The 26,512-nt window shown below is 45.7% G+C and carries 24 protein-coding genes; 13 read left to right on the forward strand and 11 right to left on the reverse strand.

What is annotated here, in order from left to right; translation table 11 throughout:
• Window positions 1-147 precede the first annotated feature (147 nt).
• Window positions 148-840: a DUF5343 domain-containing protein gene (locus ACOIT5_RS08515; RefSeq protein WP_423130048.1), complete on the forward strand. Its 693-nt coding sequence runs from the start codon at window positions 148-150 to the stop codon at window positions 838-840.
• Window positions 841-844: 4 nt separating this feature from the next.
• Window positions 845-1,360, forward strand: coding sequence for a hypothetical protein (locus tag ACOIT5_RS08520; RefSeq protein ID WP_423130049.1), 516 nt, complete (start codon window positions 845-847; stop codon window positions 1,358-1,360).
• A gap of 309 nt (window positions 1,361-1,669) precedes the next feature.
• On the opposite strand, the gene ACOIT5_RS08525 is transcribed toward ACOIT5_RS08520, so the two are convergent.
• Window positions 1,670-2,119, reverse strand: a complete 450-nt coding sequence (locus ACOIT5_RS08525) for a phage integrase N-terminal SAM-like domain-containing protein (protein WP_423130050.1) — start codon at window positions 2,117-2,119, stop codon at window positions 1,670-1,672.
• 254 nt (window positions 2,120-2,373) lie between these two features.
• On the opposite strand from ACOIT5_RS08525, the gene ACOIT5_RS08530 reads away from it, so the two are divergent.
• Complete coding sequence (locus tag ACOIT5_RS08530) at window positions 2,374-3,060, forward strand: hypothetical protein (protein WP_423130051.1); 687 nt, start codon at window positions 2,374-2,376, stop codon at window positions 3,058-3,060.
• Window positions 3,061-3,346: 286 nt separating this feature from the next.
• Here ACOIT5_RS08530 and ACOIT5_RS08535 read toward each other — a convergent pair whose 3' ends face one another.
• Window positions 3,347-3,493 (reverse strand): hypothetical protein, encoded by a 147-nt coding sequence (locus ACOIT5_RS08535; RefSeq protein WP_423130052.1) that lies wholly within the window; start codon window positions 3,491-3,493, stop codon window positions 3,347-3,349.
• Entirely contained in the window at window positions 3,490-3,795 is a 306-nt protein-coding gene (locus ACOIT5_RS08540; protein ID WP_423130053.1) for a phage integrase N-terminal SAM-like domain-containing protein, read from the reverse strand. The genes ACOIT5_RS08535 and ACOIT5_RS08540 overlap by 4 nt, the downstream gene beginning before the upstream one ends.
• Window positions 3,796-4,127: 332 nt before the next feature.
• Here ACOIT5_RS08540 and ACOIT5_RS08545 point away from each other — a divergent pair, with 332 nt between their 5' ends.
• The 3 genes from ACOIT5_RS08545 to ACOIT5_RS08555 are packed head-to-tail and all read left to right on the forward strand — an operon-like array spanning window position 4,128 to window position 7,031.
• Window positions 4,128-4,430, forward strand: coding sequence for a helix-turn-helix domain-containing protein (locus ACOIT5_RS08545; protein WP_423130054.1), 303 nt, complete (start codon window positions 4,128-4,130; stop codon window positions 4,428-4,430).
• A gap of 5 nt (window positions 4,431-4,435) precedes the next feature.
• Window positions 4,436-5,344: a DNA adenine methylase gene (locus ACOIT5_RS08550; protein ID WP_423130055.1), complete on the forward strand. Its 909-nt coding sequence runs from the start codon at window positions 4,436-4,438 to the stop codon at window positions 5,342-5,344.
• A gap of 7 nt (window positions 5,345-5,351) precedes the next feature.
• A complete protein-coding gene (locus ACOIT5_RS08555; protein WP_423130056.1) occupies window positions 5,352-7,031 on the forward strand; it encodes an AlwI family type II restriction endonuclease in 1,680 nt (559 codons plus the stop codon).
• A 303-nt stretch (window positions 7,032-7,334) separates the two neighbouring features.
• On the opposite strand, the gene ACOIT5_RS08560 is transcribed toward ACOIT5_RS08555, so the two are convergent.
• The gene (locus ACOIT5_RS08560) at window positions 7,335-7,784 is read right to left on the reverse strand and encodes a phage integrase N-terminal SAM-like domain-containing protein (RefSeq protein WP_423130057.1); all 450 of its coding nucleotides are present in this window, start codon (window positions 7,782-7,784) and stop codon (window positions 7,335-7,337) included.
• A gap of 260 nt (window positions 7,785-8,044) precedes the next feature.
• On the opposite strand from ACOIT5_RS08560, the gene ACOIT5_RS08565 reads away from it, so the two are divergent.
• Window positions 8,045-8,656, forward strand: a complete 612-nt coding sequence (locus ACOIT5_RS08565; protein ID WP_423130058.1) for a class I SAM-dependent methyltransferase — start codon at window positions 8,045-8,047, stop codon at window positions 8,654-8,656.
• 1,086 nt (window positions 8,657-9,742) lie between these two features.
• Here ACOIT5_RS08565 and rsmI read toward each other — a convergent pair.
• Both rsmI and ACOIT5_RS08575 read right to left on the reverse strand, forming a co-directional pair.
• Complete coding sequence (gene rsmI, locus ACOIT5_RS08570) at window positions 9,743-10,441, reverse strand: 16S rRNA (cytidine(1402)-2'-O)-methyltransferase (RefSeq protein ID WP_423130059.1); 699 nt, start codon at window positions 10,439-10,441, stop codon at window positions 9,743-9,745.
• A 1-nt stretch (window position 10,442) separates the two neighbouring features.
• Window positions 10,443-11,234 carry a hypothetical protein gene (locus tag ACOIT5_RS08575; protein ID WP_423130060.1) on the reverse strand — a complete coding sequence of 264 codons (792 nt, stop codon included), beginning with the start codon at window positions 11,232-11,234 and terminating at the stop codon, window positions 10,443-10,445.
• A gap of 77 nt (window positions 11,235-11,311) precedes the next feature.
• Here ACOIT5_RS08575 and ACOIT5_RS08580 point away from each other — a divergent pair, with 77 nt between their 5' ends.
• Together ACOIT5_RS08580 and ACOIT5_RS08585 are read left to right on the forward strand one after the other, a co-directional pair.
• Window positions 11,312-11,887, forward strand: a complete 576-nt coding sequence (locus ACOIT5_RS08580; protein WP_423130061.1) for a thymidine kinase — start codon at window positions 11,312-11,314, stop codon at window positions 11,885-11,887.
• On the forward strand, window positions 11,887-14,373 hold the full coding sequence (locus tag ACOIT5_RS08585; RefSeq protein WP_423130062.1) for a bifunctional UDP-N-acetylmuramoyl-tripeptide:D-alanyl-D-alanine ligase/alanine racemase: 2,487 nt from the start codon (window positions 11,887-11,889) through the stop codon (window positions 14,371-14,373). Before ACOIT5_RS08580 ends, ACOIT5_RS08585 begins: the two co-directional genes overlap by 1 nt.
• Window positions 14,374-14,394: 21 nt before the next feature.
• On the opposite strand, the gene ACOIT5_RS08590 is transcribed toward ACOIT5_RS08585, so the two are convergent.
• From ACOIT5_RS08590 to ACOIT5_RS08600, 3 genes are all read right to left on the reverse strand, one after another.
• The gene (locus tag ACOIT5_RS08590; protein WP_423130063.1) at window positions 14,395-15,096 is read right to left on the reverse strand and encodes a Crp/Fnr family transcriptional regulator; all 702 of its coding nucleotides are present in this window, start codon (window positions 15,094-15,096) and stop codon (window positions 14,395-14,397) included.
• 146 nt (window positions 15,097-15,242) lie between these two features.
• Window positions 15,243-16,886 carry an NAD+ synthase gene (locus ACOIT5_RS08595; RefSeq protein ID WP_423130064.1) on the reverse strand — a complete coding sequence of 548 codons (1,644 nt, stop codon included), beginning with the start codon at window positions 16,884-16,886 and terminating at the stop codon, window positions 15,243-15,245.
• A 60-nt stretch (window positions 16,887-16,946) separates the two neighbouring features.
• On the reverse strand, window positions 16,947-17,621 hold the full coding sequence (locus ACOIT5_RS08600; protein WP_423130065.1) for a porin family protein: 675 nt from the start codon (window positions 17,619-17,621) through the stop codon (window positions 16,947-16,949).
• Window positions 17,622-17,819: 198 nt separating this feature from the next.
• On the opposite strand from ACOIT5_RS08600, the gene ACOIT5_RS08605 reads away from it, so the two are divergent.
• A complete protein-coding gene (locus ACOIT5_RS08605) occupies window positions 17,820-18,821 on the forward strand; it encodes a hypothetical protein (protein WP_423130066.1) in 1,002 nt (333 codons plus the stop codon).
• A gap of 8 nt (window positions 18,822-18,829) precedes the next feature.
• Here the strand turns inward: ACOIT5_RS08605 and ACOIT5_RS08610 are convergent, their stop codons facing one another.
• On the reverse strand, window positions 18,830-19,525 hold the full coding sequence (locus ACOIT5_RS08610) for a response regulator transcription factor (RefSeq protein ID WP_423130067.1): 696 nt from the start codon (window positions 19,523-19,525) through the stop codon (window positions 18,830-18,832).
• Entirely contained in the window at window positions 19,525-21,153 is a 1,629-nt protein-coding gene (locus ACOIT5_RS08615) for a sensor histidine kinase (RefSeq protein ID WP_423130068.1), read from the reverse strand. Before ACOIT5_RS08615 ends, ACOIT5_RS08610 begins: the two co-directional genes overlap by 1 nt.
• 141 nt (window positions 21,154-21,294) lie before the next feature.
• Here ACOIT5_RS08615 and ACOIT5_RS08620 point away from each other — a divergent pair, with 141 nt between their 5' ends.
• The 3 genes from ACOIT5_RS08620 (at window position 21,295) to ACOIT5_RS08630 (ending at window position 26,485) form a co-directional block, all read left to right on the forward strand.
• Window positions 21,295-21,900 (forward strand): hypothetical protein, encoded by a 606-nt coding sequence (locus ACOIT5_RS08620; protein WP_423130069.1) that lies wholly within the window; start codon window positions 21,295-21,297, stop codon window positions 21,898-21,900.
• Between the two features lie 331 nt (window positions 21,901-22,231).
• The gene (locus ACOIT5_RS08625; RefSeq protein ID WP_423130070.1) at window positions 22,232-23,125 is read left to right on the forward strand and encodes an ABC transporter ATP-binding protein; all 894 of its coding nucleotides are present in this window, start codon (window positions 22,232-22,234) and stop codon (window positions 23,123-23,125) included.
• Between the two features lie 18 nt (window positions 23,126-23,143).
• Entirely contained in the window at window positions 23,144-26,485 is a 3,342-nt protein-coding gene (locus tag ACOIT5_RS08630; RefSeq protein ID WP_423130071.1) for an ABC transporter permease subunit, read from the forward strand.
• Window positions 26,486-26,512 lie beyond the last annotated feature (27 nt).

The raw sequence follows: 26,512 nt of genomic DNA on the forward strand, positions 1-26,512 counted from the left end.
TGTCAATTGCCGTTTCCGTGCTGGCAACAAGCCAAGTAGCCCGCAACAACGGCTGTGGGGTTCGACAGGAAAGCAACCCGCAGTCGGCAACTGCATATAGTTCCGTCCGTTAGCACACATAGTAAAATAACTTCAAACCTATAAATTATGGCAAAAGAGAATAAAACATTTCCGAACATTCCAGTCAGTCACTGGAAAAGTCTGAGAACTCAATTTAAAAAAAGTATTCCAGGCACAATATCAACGAATTATCTAGCATCTATTCTTGGTATGACAGAAGTATCTGCAAAAACAAATATCATGACGCCATTAAAAATGATTGGTCTTATTGACGATAATGGCAATGTTGACCAAGATATGGCAAGAAAGTATAGAGATGATATCCAATATCCAGATTTATGCAAAGACTTAATTAATAAGATTTATCCCAAAGAATTACTTGATGCATTTCCAGAACCTAATCCTGATAGATTAAAAATAAAATCTTGGTTCATGAATCATACAGGTGTTGGGAGTAATGGTGCAGATAGGATAATTGCATTTTATTTGACATTGCTGGAGGCAGACACTTCAAACACTACAGAATCAACAAAAAAGACTGTAAAAAAAGTAAAAACTGAGCCCAAAGCTCAAAAACCGTCACCTCAAGTTGAATCAAAACCAAAAATTGAGAAACCTATTGAAAATATTCAAAAACCAAATACTAATCCTAATCCCAATCCCAATCCCAATCTTCCCGGGCTAAATATTAATATTCAAGTTCATATATCTTCTGATGCAACACCAGACCAAATAGAAAAAATATTTGAAGCAATGGGAAAACATTTATATAACCGGTAAATAAATGGACAAAGAATTTCTCAATAAGGTAATTGAGCTTTCAGGTGAAATAAATAAAATTACCCCTAAAGTATGGTTGCCACCAGCGGAAGGAACCATCGCTGGGAGTGAAATGATTGTTTATAAACCATTGGTAAAAAACACTCGTGGATATATTGAAAAAATTTCAAATCAAATAAACGGTTGCTACGAGAAAGGTTGGTATGACGCATGTGCGGTTATGATTAGAAGATTACTTGAAACACTGATAATTGAAGTCTTTGAAGCAAAAGGCATTGATTCTAAAATAAAAAAAGATGGCGATTTTATGTTCTTAAGAGATATGATTTCTGTCACACTCAATGAAACTTCCCTTAATCTGTCGCGCAATACAAAAAGAGCTTTACCAAGCTTAAAAGATATTGGTGATAAATCTGCTCACAGCAGGCGTTTTAATGCAATTAGACAAGATATTGATAACATAAAAACAGACCTTAGGACTGTGATTCAAGAATTCATTTATCTAGCAAATTTGAAATGAAATAATGAAATAAAAACTACGTGTGCTAATAAATAGGAACATGAGCGGCGTGCAGCGCCCAGCGATTGTTCCCGGTTGAACTACACCCGCCGGGCTGAGGTCTATGCACTTATTGAAGGTTTTTATTGGATTTCACAGATAGAATGGGCAGGAAACAGCCCGCCGTTCATTGACATGTTGCAGGTTTTTGTGCTTTTCAGTTCAGTTTGCATCAGCGAGGTGATGTTTAAGCCCTGCTTTTTTTGCGTTTTTGCCGGTATGGGGGCATACCTCTCCCGGATACGCCGGGAGCGTAACGTGATTTAGTGATTATGACGAATAGATCAGCGTGAGCACCACCCGTTGTTTCAAAAGCGTTGGCGCGGTAAAAAGCTCTTTAAGCTCCTGTTGGTTCAGGATGACCGGCAGTTTGGTATTTCCTTTCAGCGAAGGCAGGGCAATGGCATTTTTGTTCATCCCCGGCAAGCGGTAATAGTAGCGCAGCCCGTACACCATGTGCTTGAAACTGCTGCGCGAAGGCGAGCGGGGATCGCGGGCCAAAGCTGCCAGGTACTCGTTGATCTCTTCGGGATCGATCTGCTCGGGAAGCTTCCCGAAACGGACCACAAACAGGGCGATGCGGCGGATGTAATTATTTAACGTACTTTTGCTTTGTCCGCGCAAGGTAACCTGTTGCTCCAGCTTCCCGGCAACCTTTTCAAACTCAGGAACAAGCACAATGGCCTGCTCAACAATAGTTAAACCCGATTTCTTTCTCATATTCAGAAATTTTAATGGTTAAAAATCTCGAAGTTCTGAAAGAATCGGGTACTTTTAAAACAGCTATCCGCGTAGGCGGATTTAGTTCAACATCATGTATAAAACATTGGGGTTTAAGTGGTTATTTGATGTTTTCTGCCCCGCATCGGCTTTTGCAACGGCAGACAGGGACGAAGCCCGCAATCCCCAACGTTTTATACATGTATCCGTTGGCATTAATTGTAAAAGTCAGCACGCAATAAGATTAGACAGAAATGAAAGAAAGAGAATATCATATTAAAATACATTCGAGAAGTAGATTTATAATCGCAATGATTGTGGTATTATGCTCATTATCTGTATTAATTGTTGAATATTTACCAAGAACCCAATATAAGATTATTTCAATATTGCAGTTTATAGCAATACTCCTGATTTCATTTTATATTGCCAATCAAATTGGTATGGCGAAAGTAAAAGTGATTTTCACTAATGAAGGTTTTATTCACGTTTGGATTCGCAGATTTTTCTTTAGTTGGGAAAGAAATATTAAGATTTCTTGGGACTTAGTTGATAATTACGTTTTTCAGGAAGACAGAACGTTTGATAGTTTTATTATCAACCTAACAAACAATACAAGGTATAAAATAAACAGACTGAATGTTTTACCAGTAAAAGATGACTTTAAAAAATTAGTGATAGATTTTCCAAAATTGTCGAATGAATATATAAACGAATTGAACTCTGATAATCAAACAAAAACGATTAAACAAGGGGAGAGCATTTATGCAAGCAAATCCTTTAAATGGGTTTTCTATTTCATGTCGGCTGGATTTTTAGTTATAGTCCTGACTAAAGTTTTTAACCCTAATTCAGAGACAGCATGGAGTTCATTAGGGGTCATTGGTAGTGGATTAATATTTTATGGTCTTATGATTAAAGGACAAAAAAAGAACAACTAATGCCAATAAATAGGAACATGAGCGGCGTGCAGCGCCCAGCGATTGTTCCCGGTTGAACTACACCCGCCGGGCTGAGGGCTATGCACTTATTGAAGGTTTTTATTGGATTTCACAGATAGAATGGGCAGGAAAGAGCCCGACGTTCATTGACATGTTGCAGGTTTTTGTGCTTTTCAGTTCAGTTTGCATCAGCGAGGTGATGTTTAAGCCCTGCTTTTTTTGTGTTTTTGCCGGTATGGGGGCATACCTCTCCCGGATACGCCGGGAGCGTAAAGTGATTTATTGATTATGACGAATAGATCAGCGTGAGCACCACCCGTTGTTTCAAAAGCGTTGGTGGGGTAAAAAGCTCTTTAAGCTCCTGTTGGTTCAGGATGACCGGCAGTTTGGTATTTCCTTTCAGCGAAGGCAGGGCAATGGCATTTTTGTTCATCCCCGGCAAGCGGTAATAGTAACGCAGCCCGTACACCATGTGTTTAAAGCTGCTGCGCGAAGGCGAGCGGGGATCGCGGGCCAAAGCTGCAGGTACTCGTTGATCTCTTCGGGATCGATCTGCTCGGGAAGCTTCCCGAAATGGACCACAAACAGGGCGATGCGGCGGATGTAATTATTTAACGTACTTTTGCTTTGTCCGCGTAAAGTAACCTGTTGCTCCAGCTTCCCGGCAACTTTTTCAAACTCAGGAACAAGCACAATGGCCTGCTCAACAATAGTTAAACCCGATTTCTTTCTCATATTCAGAAATTTTAATGGTTAAAAATCTCGAAGTTCTGAAAGAATCGGGTACTTTTAAAACACTATCCGCGCAGGCGGATTTAGTTCAATACAGTATAAAATCAAGCGGGGTTGCAGTGTCTTTTTAACCGCTTCGGCTGTTTAAGTTAGTCCTGAGCTATCGGGAACGTGTTTGCCGTTCATTCCCCGCCAGCTTTTATACTCGGCACGTTACCAACAAGCCGAAGAAAAGACAGCCTACCAATGATTAAGAAGTTTGCAGAAAGAAAAATTGACTTTTACAATTTAAAGATTTATATTTGCCAAATAATGTCAAGACAAAATTTCGCAATATGTTGTTTGCTGATAGGATTAAACAGTTAAGGGAACTAAAACAAATGCCTCAAAGACAATTGGCTGCTGCTTTGGAAATTGACACAGCTACATATTGTAAGATTGAGCGTGGAGAAAGACGTTCAAAAAGAGAACAAGTTTATATCCTTGCCGATTTATTAGAAACAGACAAAGACCAGTTGTTAAACCTTTGGCTCGCTGAACAGATTTATTCAGTTGTTAAAGATGAGGAAAATGCAGAGAAAGTACTTGATATTGTACATGAAAGCGTAATAGAGTATAAATCTGGATTTAAAAAGTAAAATATATGAAACCACTTGTAAAATATAGGGGCGGTAAATCGAAAGAAATACCTCATTTAATAAAACACATACCCAATTTCACAGGAAGGTATATTGAACCCTTTTTTGGAGGTGGAGCATTGTTCTTTCATCTTGAACCTAAAAAAGCTATAATAAACGACATTAACTCGAAATTGATGGCTTTTTACAAAGGAGTTAAATCAGATTTTGAGTTACTTAGTAAAGAGCTTCAGGAAATAGAAAAAAAATACTTAATCAATCGAAGAAAGTTTGAAGAGTTAAAAGCGAAAACACCTGATTTAAGAGTTGATGACGAAAATGAGGCTTTGTATTACCAAATCAGAGATATGTTCAACGATTTGATAGAAAAGAAATATTCCGATGCTCTTTTGTACTTTTTTATCAATAAAACCGCTTATTCGGGCATGATTAGGTATAATGCAAAAGGTGAATTTAATGTTCCTTATGGCAGATATGCTAACCTCAATACTTCCCTAGTAACCAAAGCACACAGCAAGTTACTTTCCAATACAGAAATATACAATTTGGATTATAAGAACATTTTTGATATGGCTAACGAAGATGATTTTATGTTTTTAGACCCTCCTTACGATTGCGTTTTCTCTGATTATGGAAATGCTGAGTATAAAGATGGTTTTAATGAAAAAAACCATACTGAATTAGCTAATAGTTTTTTGAACCTTAAATGTAAAGCATTAATGGTAATTGGCAGGACTCCATTAACAGAGAAACTGTATAATCATTTAATTGTTGATGAATATGGTAAATCCTATGCTGTAAATATTAGGAATCGGTTCAAATCTACCGCGAGTCACATTTTAATATCAAATTATGGAAACGAGGCAATCAAAAAATATCCAAAGTTGGAACTTCAAACGGAATTAGCATTTTAAATAGATTATGGCAAGGATTGACAGCAAAGTAATATTCGTTACAACATCACCGAGAACTCCAGCTAAAATGATTCCTGAAATTGAGTTGTTGAGTACTCATTTTTCAGGTCAAAGATGGAACACAGACACCCAAAGAGCATTTATGGAACTGTTGAAAGAAGAAAACTTTTTCAATGGTGAAGGTGCAAATGACCCAGCCTTTAGTGCAAGAGACAGAATAAACCGAGCCCCGAAATCGCTTGGTTTTGTTGTTTTATCTCCCACGATTAGATTAACTCCTGCGGGTGCCGAATTAGTTGAAGCAAAACGTAAAGAGGAAATCTTTTTAAGGCAATTACTCAAATTTCAAATACCATCGCCATATCATAAGCCAACAGAAAATTCAGCAGATTTTTGGGTTAAGCCATACTTAGAACTATTCCGATTGGTTCGGCACTTTGGTTCTCTGAAATTTGACGAATTAATGTTATTCGGATTGCAATTAGTTGATTACAGGCAATTCGATACCATTGTTGCTAAAATTGACCAATTCAGAATTGAAAAAGCTCAAAATGAAGGGAATTACAAGAAGTTCCGTGCAAGATATTTGGAACAGGAACTTAGAGACATTTACAGCAATGATATAAGTTCGGGAAATACAAAAACAAGAGAAACCAATGACGCTTCGACTGCAAAATTCTTGAAAACCAAAGCAAGTAATATGCGAGATTATGCTGATGCATGTTTTCGTTATTTAAGGGCAACAGGTTTGGTAAATATTTCACATTTAGGCAAATCAATTTCGATTGTTCCTGAAAAAATTCAGGAGGTTGATTATTTTTTAAGTCACGCCGACAGAGAGCCTTGTTTTGTAAATAATGAAAGTCAATATGTTGCATATTTGGGTAATCCTTTAATTCCTGCACTTTTAACCGACAATAGAGAATTGCTTGAACAAAAGATACGGACTGAATTTCCTCATTTACAAATATCTGAAGCACTATCATTGCAAGAAATTAAAAACATTTTTGCAGACGAATTGGAGAGCAGAAAAGAAACGATTATAACTGAGCAAATTGGTGCAATTAAGGACTATCGTTCATTCGAAGACATAAATACTACTTTTACTCAAATACTGGACAATTCGCTATATGATGCTCCGCTAATGTTAGAATGGAATACTTGGCGAGCAATGACAATGCTAGATGGCGGAAACATAAAAGCAAATTTAAAATTTGATGACTTCGGAAATCCAATGTCAACCGCACAAGGAAACATGGCAGACATTATTTGTGATTATGGCGATTTTGGACTGACAGTTGAAGTAACTATGCAAAGCGGTCAAAGACAATACGAAACGGAAGGAGAGCCAGTAACACGACACCTTGCAAAACTAAAAAAGGAAACTAACAAGCCTGCTTATTGTCTTTTTATTGCACCAAACATTAATGATGCTTGTATTGCTCATTTCTATGCTTTGCATAAGATGAATATCAGCTATTATGGCGGTACATCTACAATTGTTCCATTACCATTGAATATTTTCCAAAAAATGGTGGATGATTCTTATAAAGCATCATATATCCCTGAACCAAGACATGTAAAACGATTTTTTGACCGTTCAAATGAGATAGCGAATGAATGTGATAACGAGAAAGTTTGGTATGAGAAAATTACAAATGAAGCATTAAACTGGTTGACAGAATGAAAAAGGCCAGTTGGTAATGCTAATAAATAGGAACATGAGCGGCGTGCAGCGCCCAGCGATTGTTCCCGGTTGAACTACACCCGCCGGGTTCAGGGCTATGCACTTATTGAAGGTTTTTATTGGATTTCACAGATAGAATGGGCAGGAAACAGCCCGCCGTTCATTGACATGTTGCAGGTTTTTGTGCTTTTCAGTTCAGTTTGCATCAGCGACTTGATGTTTAAGCCCTGCTTTTTTTGCGTTTTTGCCGGTATGGGGGCATACCTCTCCCGGATACGCCGGGAGCGTAAAGTGATTTAGTGATTATGACGAATAGATCAGCGTGAGCACCACCCGTTGTTTCAAAAGCGTTGGCGCGGTAAAAAGCTCTTTAAGCTCCTGTTGGTTCAGGATGACCGGCAGTTTGGTATTTCCTTTCAGCGAAGGCAGGGCAATGGCATTTTTGTTCATCCCCGGCAAGCGGTAATAGTAACGCAGCCCATACACCATGTGTTTAAAACTGCTGCGCGAAGGCGAGCGGGGATCGCGGGCCAAAGCTGCCAGGTACTCGTTGATCTCTTCGGGATCGATCTGTTCGGGCAGTTTTCCGAAATGGACTACAAACAGGGCGATGCGGCGGATGTAATTATTTAATGTACTTTTGCTTTGTCCGCGTAAAGTAACCTGTTGCTCCAGCTTCCCGGCAACTTTTTCAAACTCAGGAACAAGCACAACAGCCTGCTCAACAATAGTTAAACCCGATTTCTTTCTCATATTCAGAAATTTTAATGGTGAATAATTCCGGAGTATAGGAAGAATCGGGTACTTTTAAAACACTACCCGCGTAGGCGGGTTTAGTTCAACAGGCAATATAGCCAATGGCGGGGGTTGTGGGAGTTTGAAGCTTTCTGCCCCGCATCAAGGCTTGTAACGGTGGACAATGACGAAGCCCGCAAACCGCCACTGGCCATATTGCAATCCGTTATGGGCAATTTAAAAAGACAACACTCAATAACAAAAATAGCTTATAGACAATGACAGAATTTTGGGAAGAGGCATTTAAGGACAAGCAAGAAATGTGGGGTTTAGAGCCTTCAAAATCAACCGTTTTAGCAAAGGACTTTTTTGTTGAGCATAAAATAAAAACTGTACTCATTCCAGGAATTGGCTATGGACGTAATGCGAAAATATTCAAGGACAATGGAATGACAGTTACCGGAATTGAAATTTCTCAAACTGCCATTGAATTAGCAAAAAAGAATTTTGGAAATGACTTGACAATTTATCATGGGTCAGTAACTGATATGCCTTTTGATGACAAATTATATGACGGAGTATTTTGTTACGGATTAATATACTTGTTGGATAACAATGAGCGGAAAAAATTAATCCAAGACTGTTTTAACCAATTGACAGAAAACGGTTTTATGATTTTTACTGCTGTAACAAAAGATGCCCAAACATATGGAAAAGGAACTCAAATAAGCAAAGACCAATTTGAGATGTTTGGAGGAGTTAAAATATTCTTTTACGACAGAGAAACTATAGAGGAAGAATTTGGGATTGTAGGACTTTTTGAAGTAACAGAAGTAATCGAGAATTATCCTTTTTACTTAATTAAATGCAGCAAGAACAAAACGAAGTGACGACAAGAAAAACTGCCCATAATAAATAGGAACATGAGCGGCGTGCAACGCCCAGCGATTGTTCCCGGTTGAACGACACCCGCCGGTCAGGGCTATGCACTTATTGAAGGTTTTTATTGGATTTCACAGATAGAATGGGCAGGAAAGAGCCCGCCGTTCATTGACATGTTGCAGGTTTTTGTGCTTTTCAGTTCAGTTTGCATCAGCGACTTGATGTTTAAGCCCTGCTTTTTTTGCGTTTTTGCCGGTATGGGGGCATACCTCTCCCGGATACGCCGGGAGCGTAACGTGATTTAGTGATTATGGCGAATAGATCAGCGTGAGTACCACCCGTTGTTTCAAAAGTGTTGGCGCGGTAAAAAGCTCTTTAAGCTCCTGTTGGGATGCGGTATTTATTTTGGAATCTGTCGGACATAACAAGAAGGGGCATTGCATAAACCTGACTACCCTGTTTAAATTATTCCTTAAGGTTTATGATATTATTCTATTATTAATCCACTATTATTTTCTCTCTTTCAGCAGCTTTTCCGGTAGCGCATTCTTTTCTTTTTCCATCTCAAGCATACGCTCGTAAAGATTGTGTTTCCATTTTTTTATTTGACAGAAAGGAATAACGAAAATAGTAAAATCCTGATTATGATGATAATTATTTATGCAAAATCAATGAACTCAGACTTTTCGGAGTGGACTCAAGTAATAAACTTAAAACTTACCTGGTTTTAACAACGATATTTAACAAAACCCAATTAGGCCTTATCTTAAATGCGTGCTGCTTCCCCGATGCGCCCCGGGTGTGCCGGTTTTAACCGGCGATGACGGAATGCGCGGTTAAAAACCACGCCACCCGGTTGGTTTGCTTGTTATTTAACGTAACCTGACCTGGGCGAGGGGTAAAGATCTGTACAGGAACAAGCTGTGGCGGGTTCATTCGGCCGTAGTTTGTCGTGATCAATCAGGACCAGGATGAAGAACGGTTCACTCCCTAATGTGAGACGGTCTCGCAGCCTGGCCGGAACCTGCAACCAGTCTCAGGCTGCAACATATTCCGGGTTTATTGCGCCATTGCATTTAACCCCAAAAATAAACTTAAGACATCGTGGCCAGCTCTTTTTGAAGGGGTTTTCCTTCCAAAACGATGACAATTTCGCCTTTGATGGTTTTCGCCTTAAAATGCTCCAGCACATCCGAAAGTTTTCCCCGGTAGTTTTCTTCGTACAATTTAGATAACTCGCGTGACACAGAAACCTGCCTGTCGTCGCCAAAAAATTGGCAGAATTGTTCCAGCGTTTTGATCAGCCGGTAAGGCGATTCGTAGAAAATCATGGTCCTTTCCTCTTCCTGCAGTGATTGCAGTTTCTTTTGGCGGCCCTTTTTCACCGGCAGAAAACCTTCGAAACAAAAGCGGTCTGACGGCAGGCCCGAGTTAACCAGGGCAGGGATCAGGGCTGTTGCGCCGGGAAGACATTCGACATCAATCCCGTTTTCGAGGCAGTTTTTCACCAGCAAATAACCGGGATCGCTGATTCCCGGGGTGCCGGCATCTGAGATCAGGGCGATGTTTTCGCCGGCTTCAATGCGCCGGGCAATGTTTCCGGCCGTTTGGTGCTCATTGAACTTATGGTGCGAGCTTAGTTTATTTTGTATGCCGAAATGATGGAGCAGTTTGGATGAGGTACGCGTGTCTTCAGCCAAAATCAGGTCAACCGACTTCAGGATGTTAACGGCCCGGAAGGTCATATCGTCCAGGTTCCCGATCGGGGTGGGGACCAAATATAATTTTGCCATTTCAGTTTGAAAATCTTCGTTTAACCAGTTGTGCAAATTTGATGCTGGTATCGTTTTTCCGCCATTTAAAATTGTTGCTCAGGTAACCAACGGCCTCGTCCAGGTTTTGCATTTGGTCCAGTTGCCTGATGGTTGTCTGATACAAACCGGCATCGTGGTTAAACAGCTCGCGAATGTACTGAAAACGGTCGTTCAGGCCAATGGCCGACTCCAGCTTGCTAATGGGCGAACTGGCCAGTTGCTGGTCGAGTTTGCCCACGCCGGCCAATAGTTCGTTCAGCGATTTTCCCTGCGATAAGGTGTCGGCAACAATCTTTTTGCCCGGTTCAGCTTCGTCGGATTCGGCTTCCGGATGTTTCGGATTGGCGCCGACTGTACTTTTTTCAGCCTCCGGCAGGGCTTCGGTCGAAAAACCGTTGGTTGGTTCGGCCACTTTTGCTTCAGGCGCAGGTGCCGGCGTTTCTGCTTTTTCGCTCACAACGGCTTCGGGCTGTTTTTCCGGCAGATGTATTTCTGCTTGTTCCGGCAGGCTTATGACAAGCTCCTCTGCTTGGCTTATTTCCTGTTTTACCCGCTCAACCAGGCTCGTATCGCTTTTCGGCGGGCTTGTTTCCGTTTCCGCGCTGTTGATTTCTTTCAAAAATTCAAATTCCTGCAACAAAATACGCGATTTGCTCAGGGCAAACTCAATCTCGTAGTTGGTAAGCCGGGTCTTATCACCCAGTCCCTGTGTTATTTCGTTTAATTCTTCCAGATCTTTTTGAATGATCCGTATTAACTTGTTTCTGTCCATATTTTCTGATAAACAATTTAAACCGACAAAATCGTTACTTTTGTAAAAGTACTAAAATCTTAATTGAATCGTGTTAAATGTTTCTTGAAAGAGATGTCAGTCACCGGAAACCGGGAGGCAGTATTGAAGTGATATCAGGTTCGATGTTCTCGGGTAAAACGGAAGAATTAATCCGTCGTTTAAGGCGGGCGCGCTTTGCCCGGCAAAAGGTCGAAATCTTTAAACCGCTTACGGATACGCGTTATTCGCATGAAGCGGTTGTTTCGCATGACGAAAATTCCATTCCAAGTACGCCTGTTGAACATTCATCGGCCATCCTGTTACTGTCGGGGGGGGTTGAAGTGGTGGGCATTGACGAAGCCCAGTTTTTTGACAAAGGGTTGACTGAGGTTTGCACGAAACTGGCCGATCAGGGAATTCGCGTGATTGTTGCCGGCCTCGACATGGATTTTAAAGGAAAACCTTTTGGTCCGATGCCCGACTTGATGGCGGTTGCCGATTACGTATCGAAAGTACATGCCATTTGCGTGCGTTGCGGCAATGTGGCCCAGTTTTCGCATCGCCTGGTTACCGGCGACAAGCAGGTCCTCTTGGGCGAACGTAACGAATATGAGCCCTTATGCCGGATTTGTTACCATAAATCACAATCCTGATGACAAACTACCAGACTGAAGAAATTGCCAGCTTGGTTGACGGCCGGTTTTTTCCGGCTGAAAATAAACCGGCCGGGAATAAAATCCATACCATTTCCATCGACAGCCGCACCCTGGCCGACGGTTCGTCCTGCCTGTTCTTCGCGATTAAAGGCGCCAGGCACGACGGGCATCAACACCTGGCCGAATTGTATGCAAAAGGTGTCCGTAATTTTGTTGTTTCAGATCGTTCGATCAGCTTTTCGAACTACCCGGAAGCCGGGTTTATCGTGGTTGACGATTCGCTGCTGGCGTTGCAAAAGCTGGCAGCCGCGGTACGCCGGCAGTTCAGTTACCCGGTTTTGGCCATAACCGGCAGCAACGGGAAGACCATCGTGAAAGAATGGTTGTTTGATTTGCTTCAGCAGGACCATAAAATTATTCGTAGTCCCAAAAGCTTTAACTCGCAGGTGGGGGTCCCGCTTTCGGTCTGGAACATGACCGATCAGTTTGACCTGGCTGTTTTTGAGGCCGGAATTTCTCAGCCAGGCGAAATGGAACGACTGGCCCGCCTTATTGCGCCGACGGTCGGGCTGTTTACCAACATTGGGGATGCACACCAGGAGAATTTTTTAAATGAAGCGGAAAAGATCGATGAAAAACTCCGCTTGTTTGAATCCTGTCGGCTGGTAATTTGCCGGAAAGACCAGGAGTTGGTGCATCAGCGGATCCAGTTGAAGAACTTTGGCACATCCACCCGTTTGTTCTGCTGGTCGCTTACCGACCCGGGCGCCGATCTGTTTATTCAGCCTGAACGGACGGGAAAAGCGACACGACTGTCATTTCAGTTTAAGCAGGAACACAAAGATGTTGAGATCCCCTTTGACGACGACGCATCGGTGGAAAATGCCTGCCATGCCCTGGCGTTTATGGTGGCTGAAAACCTGCTGAACGAACGGGTTTTATCAGGGTTTTCATCCCTGCATGCCATCGCCATGCGCCTCGAACTGAAACAAGGCATCAACAATTGCCTGTTGGTGAACGATTATTATAACTCCGACATCAACTCGCTGGAAATTGCCCTGCAGTTTCTTAACCGTCAGGCGGCGCCCGGCAAGCGGGTGCAAACCTTGATTCTTTCCGATATCAGGCAATCCGGCTTTAGCTCCGGGGAATTGGCCCGGGTAGTGGCCCGCCTGGTATTGCTATACCGGATCGACCGTTTGATCGGGATTGGCGAAGAGCTTTGGAAACACCAGGCTTTGTTTTCGGATCAGGCCATGTTTTACCGGAGTACCGATGAATTTATGGCCCACTACCGCCCCTCGTCTTTCAGCGATGAGTGTATTTTGCTGAAAGGGGCCCGCGAGTTTCGTTTCGAGCGGATCGCAGCCGTATTGCAAAAGAAATTTCACGAAACTCAACTGGAAATTAACCTGAATGCCCTCACCGAGAACCTGAACCGCTATAAGGCGCTGCTGAAGCCGAAAACAAAAGTGATGGTGATGGTCAAGGCGTTTTCGTACGGGAGCGGCACCATCGAGATTGCCCGGACCCTGGAATTTCAGCAGGTGGATTACCTGGCGGTGGCTGTCGCCGATGAAGGACTGGAGTTGCGGCAAGCCGGGATTGAAACACCCGTGATCGTGATGAACCCGGAGGAACACAGCTTTGAAATGATGCTGGAGTACCGTTTGGAACCCAATATTTATTCGAAAGAGGTTTTTCTGTTGTTTGACCAGGCAGCCCGGCGGATGGCGGTACAGGATTATCCGGTTCATCTGAAAATAGAAACGGGCATGCACCGCCTGGGTTTCTCGTCGGAAGAGGAGCTGAGGGAAATCGCCGCCCGTGTCCCGTCAGAAGGGCGTTTACGGATTCAGTCGGTCTTTTCGCACCTGGCCGCCAGCGACGATCCGGAACAAGACGAATTTACACGCGGGCAGTACCGCCACTATATGGATTTAAGCGAGCTGGTCGTCCGGTCACAGCCGAATCAGGTGATCCGTCACCTGCTGAATTCTGCCGGAATTGAACGTTTTCCCGATCTTCAGCTCGACATGGTCCGTTTGGGGATCGGCTTATACGGTGTTGCGCAGTCGGGGGCGGTGCAAGCCGAAACTGTTGCCCGCTGGACCACCATTGTGTCGCAGGTGAAACAGGTTGAACCGGGCGAAACGGTTGGTTACAGCCGGAAAGGCCAGGTCGACCGGACCTCGTCCATCGCCATTATCCCGGTTGGCTATGCCGATGGCTACGATCGGCGTTTAAGCAATGGGGCAGGATGGGTCTGGATAAACGGCCGTGCTTGTCCGGTTATCGGGAATATCTGTATGGATATGACCATGATCGATATCACCGGGCTTGATGTTAAGGCCGGCGACCAGGTCGAATTGATGGGCGAGCACATCAGGCTGGAAGAACTGGCGCGCTGGATGGGCACCATCCCTTATGAAGCGCTCACCGGAATTTCGCAACGTGTACGCCGGGTGTATATTCAGGAATGAGATGTGTGTGTCAGCTTTTTCTTAGCCTAATTTACTGATCCGTTCGAGTTTGTGCAGGTCGAGGATTTTGATCTTTCGTCCGTCAATGGCAATGACTTTCTCGCCCGCGAAAGTCGACAGGGTACGAATGGCGTTCGAAGTGGTCATGTTCGACAGGTTGGCGATGTCTTCGCGCGACATATATGCTTTCAGGGAGACGCCGTCGTTTTCGAAACCGTATTTTTCCTTTAAAAGCAGCAGCGACTCGGCCAGGCGGCCCCGGATGTGTTTTTGCGTCAGGGTAACGGTTCGCGAATTGGAGAAGCCCAGTTCGCGGGCCAGTTTCCGGAGGATACGTCCCGAAAAATCGGCATTGCGCAGGAGTTTGCCAAAAAAGTGATCGGCATTTACCGAGCAAACCAGCGAATCTTCGAGGGTAACAGCCGAGGCGATGTGAATTTCTTCGGCCAGCAGGGCCCGGTAACCAACATAACCCATCGGCTTGGTCATTCGGATAATCTGTTCGCGGCCGCCGACTCCTTCCTTAAAAATTTTCACTTTCCCTTCGATCAGAAAAATAAAAGCGGCAGGCGTATCGCCTTCTTTATAAATAAATTCGTTCTTCCTGAACAGGGTGATGGTAATATGAGTAAGCAGATCTTCTTTTTCTTCGGGACTCAGCAGGCTAAAAACCGACTTTGGGTTTTCGAAAATTTCTTTAATCCCCAGTTCTTGACTCAGCATAGGTTCTGATTTACATGTTTTACAGCATCAAAGTTAGTCAAATTTGTGAAACATGAAAGTTTTCACAAGTTATTTTCGGCCCGTGATCCGTTTGATCTGTTGAAATTTGAACCGTATTTTACGACTTCATCAAAAGTGCGTTTTACTTATGTATATTTGGCAACAAGGGGCATTTTCCGGCCAAAACCAAACGCTTTTGAACTGACCCTCAAAATGGGAGGGGCCTGAAACCGTTTATATTCATTTTGATTTACCAGGCGTATTGTTTTTAATACCGTATCCCGGTCAAATCCTTTTTTTATAATTTCCTCGGGCGATTGGTTCAGTTCGATGTAATTGAACAGGATGGCATCCAGCAGGTCATAGTCGGGAAGCGAATCGCTGTCTTTCTGGTCGGGGCGAAGTTCGGCCGAAGGCGGTTTCAGGATGCTGTTTTCAGGAATGATTTCCTCGTTGCGGTTGATGTACCTGGCCAGTTTGTACACATCGGTTTTGTACACATCGCCCAAAACGGAGAGTCCGCCGTTCATGTCGCCGTATAAGGTTCCGTAGCCCACGGCACATTCGCTTTTATTGGTGGTATTCAGCAGGATGCTGCCGAACTTGTTGGAAACGGCCATGACCACGATTCCCCGGCTCCGGGCCTGGATATTTTCTTCGGCTACCCCGGGCGGCAGGTTTTCAAAGATCGGGCTGAGCTCATTTTCAAACTCATTCACCATTTTTTGGATACCAATGATGTCGTAGCGGACTTTCAGCTTATCGGCCAGTTGAATGGCGTCGGCCACGCTGTGATCGGACGAATAGCGCGAGGGCATCAGGATGCCACGGACATGCTGATGGCCGAGGGCTTCCACGGCAAGCGCGCAAACCACTGCCGAGTCAATCCCCCCGGATAGGCCCAGCACCACATCGGTGAAATTCATTTTCCGGAAATAATCCCGGATACCCAACACCAGCGCCTGGTAAATTTTAACAATATAATCGGTTTTTTCCTGCCCGACCGGCTGCAGGTTTTCGGTATCGACCAGGGCAAAATCTTCCTTGAAATAGGCCAGTTCAACAGGAATGGTCCCGTCGGCTTTTACAACACACGAACCGCCGTCGAAGATGAGCTCGGTCTGGGCCCCGGTTTGGTTCACGTAAACGATTGGCAGACCGTATTGGATGGCATTTTTCACCAGGATATTTTTACGCCAGTTTTCCTGGTTGTACGAGAAAGGCGAGGCCGACAGGTTGATCACCAGATCGGGGTTCAGCTTGCTAAGTTCTGCCATCGGCGAGGTTTGGTACAGCTTATCCCGGCCAAATTCGTTTTGGGTAGGCTGCTCGTCCCACAAGTCTTCGCAAATGGTTACGGCCAGTTTTTTCCCTTTGTAGGCAATGATGTTAAAATCCTGGTTGGGCTCAAAATGACGGTACTCGTCGAAGATATCATAGGTCGGCAACAGGGATTTGTGCCGAATGGTTTCGACTTGTCCGTTGTTCAGGAACCAGGCCGAGTTGTACAACTTTTTACCCCGGCTGCCGGTGTTGATGCTCGGGGCGCCAACCAGGGCGGCAATGCCGGTGCAGAAGCCGGCAATATGTCTGACGGCGGTTTCCGCTTGTTCGATGAATTCTTTTCGTTCCAGCAGATCGTGCGGGTAGTAACCGGTTACCGATAATTCTGAGAAAACAACCAAATCGGCTCCCTGCTCTTTTGCTTTTTGAATGGCTGAAATGATTTTTTCTGAATTCTCTTCAAAATTGGCAATGTGATAATTTAACTGGGCCAGTGCAATCTTCATACAATAGGTGGTTTAACGCGGGCAAAAATAATCGAAATCGCAGAAAAACAGGCATTATTCTCAGAAAACCAATCCAAGCTTAAGCTGAAGTGAATTCAGGATGGTTTTATCGTGGATGCTTTTATCTTTTGTAACATCCACGAAACCGTTTTTGAAGACCAGTCCGATCTGTAACGAATTACCCCGACCAAGATCATACTCGGAGCCGATACCCAGGTTCATGGCCAGGTTGAATAATTTGATTTCGCGGTTGATATCGGTTTTGTCCAATACCCCGTCGTTGGTCGTGCCTTTGGCGCCAATGTTCATGAACCCCGAAAGCCCAAATTGCCCCCAATACGACCAGCGCTGAAAATCGCTGGTTTTTAACTTAATGGCCAGGGGTACCTCCAGGTATTGCAGCCGGTAACGGATGCTGCTTCCCGGTTTGATGACTTCGCCGGCAAAGATAAAGTCATCGGGCAGGTAGAAATCGAGTTCGCCGCCGGTACTGCTCACCAGTAATCCGGTGGTGAAGGCGTATCTTTCCTGCATGTCAAAAAAGAAGTCGGCATTCAGCCCAAAATCAAATCCGGCAATGGCTTTTCCCCGCGAAATCTCGTTTTTCCCGGAGCTCATCCAGTTTACTGACGGACTGGTTGTAAACCCAAGCCGAAACGATTTGGTAAAGCGCTCCTGGGCCGATGCGCTGAGCATGATTAGAAAAAGACTGAGAATTGTGGCTGTTTTTTTCATGTTTCTGAATGTTTCTGTGTAACTGAACGCTTGAAAATACGGGTTTTCATTCACAAATCTCGAATATTAATTTCAAAATATCAATCTGTTTAATTCGTTTTTCCCTTTATTGGCATTTTTTCTTTATACTCGTCGAAATAAATTCAAACGAACCGGGTTTATATGAAAAATGTACCATGTATCCTAAAAAAGCTACCGATGTACCGTGTATTCGTAACCGTTTTTATGGCTGTGTTGTTGTTTTCCTGCCAGCGGAACCCGCTTAAAGTCGACCTGTCGGGCGTTCAAATCGACCTCCGGTTTTACAGCCTGGACGATGATCTGTTTTCCGCCTCGGAAGAACCGGAGAAAAAACTTCGGGAAATTGAGACGAATTTTAAGGATTTTATGCCGGTCTTTACCTACGAGATGATCCGGATCGGGGGCCCGGACGATCCGGATTATGACAGCCAGTTACAGCTTTTCCTGACCGACACCATGATTATTGGTTTAAAAGAAAAAGCCGACCAGCTTATCCGTAAAGACCAACTCAAAGATGCATTGACCAGAGCATTTCGCTATTACCACTATTATTTCCCCGAAAAAGTGATCCCGGATATTTATACCTGTATCAGTGGTTTTAACCAGTCGGTGGTGATGACTGACAGCCTGATCGGGATTAGCCTCGACAAGTACCTGGGCGCCGGGTTTAGCTATTATCCGCGATTGGGGATCCCGGCTTATATAAGCCGGAACATGCACCCGCAAAAAATTGTTCCTGAGGTCATGTACGCCTGGGGATCGACCGAGTTCCCGTTTGAGGGTGGCGCCCCTTTCGTGGTCGACCGTATGATCTATGAAGGAAAGATTCTTTATTTTCTGGATGCCATGCTCCCTGACGTGCATGATACCCTGAAGATTGGCTACACGAAAAAGCAACTGGCCTTTTGCAAAGCGCGTGAAGAAATGATGTGGACCTACCTGGCCGAACACAAGTTGCTGTTTTCGACCGAACGGATGGACATCAAACGATATGTGGATGAAGCGCCTTACACGTCGGGTTTTACAACCGATTCGCCCGGACGGGCAGGCGCCTGGCTGGGCTGGCAGATTGTGCGGTCGTATATGAAGAAAAACCCGGAAGTCAGCCTGCCCGAACTGATGGCGGACACCAACTACCAGGGTATTTTAAACCAGTCGGCCTACCAGCCCGGAAGGTAGGCGCCGTTTTATTCGGGTACGTTCAGGATAAAACCGCTGCTGTGGATGTTCCTGATCCCGACCGAAGGGTCGTCGGCCAGATATTTCCGCAGCCTGGTGATAAACACATCCATGCTGCGGGCTGTAAAGTAGCCGTCGTCGCCCCATATTTTTTTGAGCGCGGTTTCGCGGGGCAGCAATTCATTTTTGTATTCGCAAAGCAATTGAAGCAATTCGGCTTCGCGCGGCGAAAGTTGCTGTTCGTTCCCCTCGCGCGTGATGCTCCTTTTCTTCAGGTGAAACAGGTAACTGCCGATCCGGTACTCGTCGGCCGGCTGGCCGGTTTGCCTGCGGTCGCGGTTGAGGATGGCCCTGATCTTACAAATCAACACTTCGGTGTCGAACGGCTTGGTCACATAATCGTCGGCCCCGATGCGAAAGCCTTCGATGACATCTTCTTTCAGGGTTTTGGCCGTTAAAAAAATGAAAGGGATATTTTGGTCGATCCGGCGGATTTCTTTGCCAATGGTAAAGCCGTCGACATTCGGGAGCATCACATCCAGCAGGCAAATGTCGTACTGTCCGTTCCTGAACCGTTCCAGCGCATATTTCCCGTCGTCGACCCAGCTCACTTTAAAGTCGTTCAATTCGAGGTACGACCTGAGTACGGCCCCGAAGCTGGGCTCGTCTTCTACCAAAAAGATATGTGGGTTTGTTGTTGTCATTAACTGTGCCTTAAAAATGGTAAAAATACATCAAAACGGCTGCCTTTGCCGGCTTCGCTATGCACGGCAATGGTTCCCTGGTTGGCCTCAACAACCGCTTTCACATAACTGAGGCCAAGCCCGAATCCTTTCACGTTATGGATATTGCCGCTGGCTTGCCGGTAAAAGCGTTCAAAGATTTTCGATTGCACGGCTTTCGTCATGCCGATGCCTTTGTCACGGACCGAAATCAGGATGCCGTGGCCGGTATTTTTTGTTTCGATGGTAATTTGCGGTTTGTCGGGCGAATATTTATTGGCATTGTCGAGCAGGTTGTAAATGATATTCGCGCAGTGGTTTTTGTCGGTGGTAACAGTCGGGTTGACGGCATTCAGTCTGGAGCTTAGTTCGCCTCCGCGGGCTTCAACCTGGAGCAGGATGCTGTGCACCACATCTTCGATTACCAGGTGTACATTCACGGGTTCCCAGCTAAACTCAAAATCCTTGTTATCCAGGCGGGCAATGGTCAGGATATCTTCAATTTGCCGGTTCATGCGGATGTTTTCTTTCCGGATCATGCCAACAAAATAGTTGATCCGCTCCGGTTGCGTGATCACTTTTTCGTTGACGATGGAGTCGGCAGCTACTGAAATGGTGGCCAGCGGGGTTTTAAACTCGTGGGTCATGTTATTGATGAAGTCCGATTTCATTTCCGATATTTTCTTTTGCTTCAGCATAAACAGAATGCTCAGGCTGAAGGTTAGCAGCATGATCAGCGAAAACAGCAGCGAAGCAGCCAGCAGCCAGGAAACCGACCGGTAGATAAAACGGTCCTGTCCGGGAAAATGGATGAGCAGGTTGCTGTTCCGGTCGAAAATCGCGTGCGGGAATAAACTGGTTTTGTATTTGCTGTTCGCCAGGGCCAGGCTGTCGGCCCGTTCGGTCAGCTTACGGATGGTGTCGTTTTCCGTAATTGCCAGGTCAAATTCAATCGGGATCCCTTTGTCGGTAAGTTCTGTCTCAACCATTTCCCGGATCTCGTCGAGGGGTACGGGCTGGTCGTCGAGGGCCGCGATTTCGGCAACAAACTGCCGGGTGAACTGGCGTAGCCGTTGTGTTTTCAGATCAAAACGCTGCCTGGCACCCGGGAATTGAAACCCGAAGCTGTCGGCGGCTTTTTGCAGCGAGTCCAAACGGGCCTGGTTTAATTTGAAGATGGCCCGGGAGTTCGTAAAAATGGTGTCTTTGCCTGCAAAAACAAAGCTCTCGCTGTGTCCTTCTTTTCCGTTATCGCTGTTGAAGGTGAACACCTGTACCTGCTGGTCGCTGTCGGTTTTTATTTCGAAGCGGGTATTTCCCGGGGCCCCGGTATCGCGGATAATTCTGACCGATTTGGGCGGAGGCGGGGGCGGACCGGCATGCCCGATCCAAACCAGGCTGTCGGGAACCGCGAAGCGGCTGATGTGCCGGATGTCCTGCCTGTTTTCAAGCCTCCGGGCAGTATTAACAAGCGCATCGTTCACGCTGCGGTCGAATAATTCATTTTTTACCCGGATGGCATTGTTAATCCACACCAGTTGAATGACGATGATCCCGATAATGGATAGTCCCATCAGTCCCATGATCAGGGTAAAGGTTCGCTTGTTCATGCATCAAAGATAACTATTACAAAAACAGTTGTTTAGCTTTTAACTTTTCCTTAACAGAGTTTAACCGGGCATTAACTCATTTTTGGCAGGGCCCGGATCTATCTTTGTCCGGTATGAAAAAGTATAACAAAAATAAGCATTATGAAAACACAATTTAACATCAGCCTGTTTGTCGTTTCAAGCCTGTTGCTGATCTCCGGTATATCAATGGGCCAATCGACAGATGAGGCAAAAAAAGACGAAAAAGTAAAACGCCTGAAAATGGTGAAAATCGTTGATGGTGAAAAAACGGTACTCGATACGCTTATTTACGGCAACACCGGTTTTAAATGGGATTTTGACGGCAATTTTCCTTTCGAAGCGGATTCGGCGCTGAAAGGGAGATTTCATCGATTCGAAATGGATGGTCCGGGGAGACACCGGAAGATGTTGTTTATGTCTCCGGATGAACGTGAATTTGTGATGCGCGGGTTTGCTGTTTCCGACAAGGATTCGTTGTGTCAGCTTATCCGGATGCGGCGACATGACGGACCTGACGGGATGGATGTGATGAAGTTTCGCGGCGAAGGTCCGAGGCCTCCGGCCCCGCCGCATGTCGTTCACTTCAGGGCGAAAGGAAATGTGATTGACCTCGACGAGCCCGGGATGATTTCGTACCGGAAAAAAGACTTAAGCGGAGGCCGTGAAAAAATTGAAATTATCAGGAAAAAACCTGCCGATACCAAAGACAAGATCGTGATTGAATAGGCCTGTGCCGGATTGATCCGATGACGTTTTCTTTATTTCCCTTTTGATAGAATAATTAAACAATGAACAGCCGGCAGACATTATTGCCGGCTTTTTTTCTGTTCCGGCGCCATCAAAAACCGAAGAAAAGCGCACGGACGGTTTTGTTTCAGAATCCATCTGTGTTTGAAGATTTTCGATAAAAACAAACCGGCTTACCGTTTAAAACCGAACGTTAGTCGGAAAAAATACAATTTATCGGCTTTCTCTTTTAAATTCACGGGCAACGGATTAAACGTTTACACTAAAATAAAGTCTGATAACTGAATTCGATAACTTTAAAAAAAAACGTGTGAAAATCACCATTGAAGGTCTAAGCAAAATTTACCCGAATGGTAACCGGGCAATCAACGATATTTCCATGGAGATTAACGATGGCATGTTTGGTTTACTCGGTCCGAACGGCGCCGGGAAATCGACGCTGATGCGCATTCTGGTTACCCTGATGAAACCCAGTCACGGCAAAGTGACGGTTGACGGTTACGACCTGGTAAAAAACAGGAAGCAAATCCGGAAGATGCTGGGTTATCTTCCGCAGGATTTTCGTTTTTTCTCCAAGCTGACCACCTACGAATTTCTGGATTACGCTGCCCGGCTCGCCGGAATGAAGGACGGCAAAGAACGTTCGCGGGCTGTTGACCGGATGCTGGAGGAAGTGGGGCTGTTCGAAGCGCGCGACCGCCAGGCCAACCGGTTGTCGGGCGGGATGAAGCGCCGCCTCGGTATCGCGCAGGCCTTGATCAATAACCCGCGGATCATCATTGTTGACGAACCAACCACGGGGCTCGACCCGGAAGAGCGGATCCGCTTCCGCAACCTGTTGTCAACCATCTCAACCAGGGACGTTGTCATTATTTTGTCGACCCATATTGTTGGCGACATTTCGAGTACCTGCAAAAACATGGCATTACTGAACCGGGGCGAACTGGCTTACAGCGGTTCTCCCGACGACCTGGTGGCGCAGGCCGGCGATAAGGTCTGGCTGATCAAAGCAACCGAGTCGGAGTACATGGAGATCAACGAGAAATACCCGGTGATTTCGACCGTGCCCACCAGCGAGGGATGGGAAATCCAGGTGGTGGCCGACGAGATTAACGGCTATTACGGAAACCATATCGATCCGAACCTCGAACATGCCTATGTTTACTTCATGGAGAACAAGCTAAATCAGTGGACAGCCATATAACCTAAAAAAGAATAAAATATGATTTCCTTTCATCATATCCGGTCAATTGCCCTGTACGAGACCAAAACCTTACTGCGAAGCTGGTTTTTCCGGATTTTCGCGATCCTGTCGATGGTTATCCTTACTTTTTTTAACCTTGGCGTGCTGATTCAGTCGAACGGGGGCGTGGGCGAATGGAGCATGAAAGCGCTGCCTTCGCTGATCCCGTACGTGAACCTGCTGTTACTGAACGTAGTGCAGGCGGTTATCGCGATTTTTCTTGCCTCCGACTTTCTGAAACGGGACAAAAAACTCGATACCACCGAGGTCATCTACATGCGCCCCATGACAAACGGGGAATATGTGATCGGAAAAACACTTGGAAACCTGGCGGTGTTTATCGTTCTCAACCTGATTATTCTGACGATTGCCCTGATTTTCAACCTGATCTCAAAAAACGTCATTGTAAACTGGGAAAGCTACCTGTATTACTTTTTGCTGATCAGCGTGCCCACCTTGATTTTCATCATGGGTTTATCCTTCCTGCTCATGTCGGTCATCCGGAACCAGGCAGTCACTTTCGTGGTTTTGCTGGGCTACGTGGCTGTTTCGCTGTTTTATCTGCAGGATAAGGTATATTACCTGTTCGATTACATGGCCTTCAATATCCCCTTGACTTTTTCCGATTTTGTCGGCTTCGGAAATCTGGAGACCATTCTGGTCCACCGGGGCATGTACTTTTTCCTGGGGTTGGGCAGTATTTTCTTTACCATTATTTTGCTGCGGCGGCTACCGCAATCGGAGCGTATGCGTTATATTTCGCTGGTTCTCGGCACACTGTGCATCGTGGCCGGAGCTTACCTGGGGCGCCGGCATGTCAGTTCATTTATGACCGATCAGAAACTGCGCAGCGAAATGATCAGCCTCAACGATCAGTATGCGGATATTAAACCGGTTCAGGTAAAAAATTACGACATCAGGCTGAGACATCTGGGCGAAACAATTTCGTGCGAAAGCCGGATCAGCATTGAAAACAATCACCGCGAACCGGTTTCAAAAGTGATTTTCACCCTGAACCCGGGTTTGGTTCTCAGCGGGATCAGCCGCGACGGGACCCCGCTACCTTTCGAACGGAAACTGAACCTGGTGGAATTAGACGGGCTGGCGCTGGAACCGGGACAACAGGCCGGGCTGGTTTTTACTTACGAAGGCAAAATTAACGAAGCCGCCTGTTACCTCGACGTAAATGACGAAACCCGCATGAAAGCCTTCCGGAATTTCATGTACCAGATTGATAAGCGATATGCTTTTATCACGCCCGACTATGTGTTGCTTACCCGCGAAAACAACTGGTACCCCATCCCCGGCGCCGGTTTCGGAACAAAAAACAGCCAGTGGTTTGCCCGTCAGTTCAGCAATTACCGGCTGCAGGTTGAAACCAAAGCCGGTTTAACGGCGGTTTCGCAGGGAGCTGTTCAGCGCGACGAAGACCGCTTTGTATTTACGCCGTCGCATCCGCTTTCGCAGCTTTCCCTGTCAATCGGGAAGTACGAGCAGAAGACCGTTGATATTGACGGACTGGCTTTTAACCTGTTCGTCAGGGAAGGGCACGATTATTTTTCATCCTTCTTTGAAGAAATAAAAGATACCATCCCGTCTGTGATCCTTGAAACGCTTGAAGACTACGAGCGCGGGGTGGATATGTATTACCCTTTTGAACGTTTTTCACTGGTTGAAGTCCCGGTACAGTATTTTTCGTATAGCCGGGTATTGACAGGCGCCAGCGAGCAGGTACAGCCCGAAATGATTTTGTTTGCAGAAAAGGGCCTGCTGGTTGGCGACGCCGACTTTTACGGACGGATGGAAGGGAGGCGGCGCTTTGGCCCCGACAGCGGGCAGGAGATGACCCCGCAGGAGAAGAAGATCCGCATTATGCAAAACTTTTTGTCCTCGTTTACACAGGAACAGGGACGCCCCGATTTCAGGCGCTCGCAGGGACAAATGCAGGTGGAGGAAAAGCCCAACGCCTATTACCTGTTTCCCTTGTTTTATAACTACGCCTACTACATTCACTCGGATCGCTGGCCGGTTACCGACCGCGTGTTTGAGAGTTACAAAAAAGGGGGTAGCGACAGTCCGCGTATGGGCTTTGTCCGCGACATGCAGGGCATGTCTGAGAATGAAAAGGCAAACCTGGCCCTGCTGACACAAAGTTTCGAAGAAATTCTGGAAGATCCCGCTCAGTTGCAGTTGGTCGACAACGTGATCCAGTTAAAGGGAAAAGCCTTATTTTCCATTATCAAGCGAAAGGCCGGTGATGCCGAATTCGAGGATTTCCTGTATAATTACCTGAATGAGATCAAATTTAGAACCACCAGTATTGAAGATTTTAACGATGCCGTATCGGAGCGTTTCGGCATCGACCTGATTCCGTACATGGAAGGCTGGTTTAGCCGGAAAGAGCTGCCTGCATTCCTGATTGGCCAGGTAAAAGCCGTTAAGGTGCTCGACGGAGACCAGTTGAAAACTATGGTCAAGTTTAAAGTAAGCAATACCGAACAGGTGGAAGGGATCATTTCCGTCGATTTTCGTTTGGGCGGCGGATTTGGAGGACGTATGGGCGGCGGTTCGTCTGAAACCGTCAGCAAGCTGATTCACCTGGAAGGCAACCAAACCAAGGAGGTTAGCTTTTTATTAAACGGCAGTCCGCGCGGGGCCACCATCAACACGCTGACATCGCGGAATATCCCGTCGGAGATCCGTCTTCCGCTCGAAAACCTGGAAGAAGATAAAAAAGCGATTCCCGGGGAAGGGGAAAAAATAGTCGATATCCCGGTACGCATCGCCGAAGATAACGAGATCATCCTCGATAATGAAGACCCCTCATTCGTGATCACCCGCCTGGATGAAACCAGTCTGCTCCGCAAATGGCTGGTCCCTGAGGAAGAGAGCGTTGGCCAGTATGCCGGCTTTTCCGGTTGGAGGCCTCCCCGCAGCTGGACGCTCACGACCAATTCGGGATTTTACGGGGCTTACATTCGTTCGGCCTATTACATCCGTTCGGGTGAAGGAGATCAGCTGGCCCGCTGGAATATCCCGATTGATGAGGGCGGGTTTTATGACGTTTATGCATACATATACAAGGAAACCCGGCGGTTTGGCCGGCGCGGCGGCGACGATAACAAAGGAGAATACCATTACACCATTCACCACGATGACGGCGACGAAGAAGCGCTGGTTAACCTGAAATCGGCCGACGAAGGCTGGAACCACCTCGGTGTCTTCTATTTTTCGCCCGATACCGCTGTTGTTGAGCTGTCGAATAAAACCCAAGCCCGGATGGTGGTGGCCGATGCCATTAAACTGATCAGGCAAAATTGATGAGAACCGGTATGAAAAAATATCCAA

This window comes from Gaoshiqia hydrogeniformans (assembly GCF_049347105.1).
In the GTDB taxonomy this organism is placed as follows: Bacteria; Bacteroidota; Bacteroidia; order Bacteroidales; family Prolixibacteraceae; genus Gaoshiqia; species Gaoshiqia hydrogeniformans.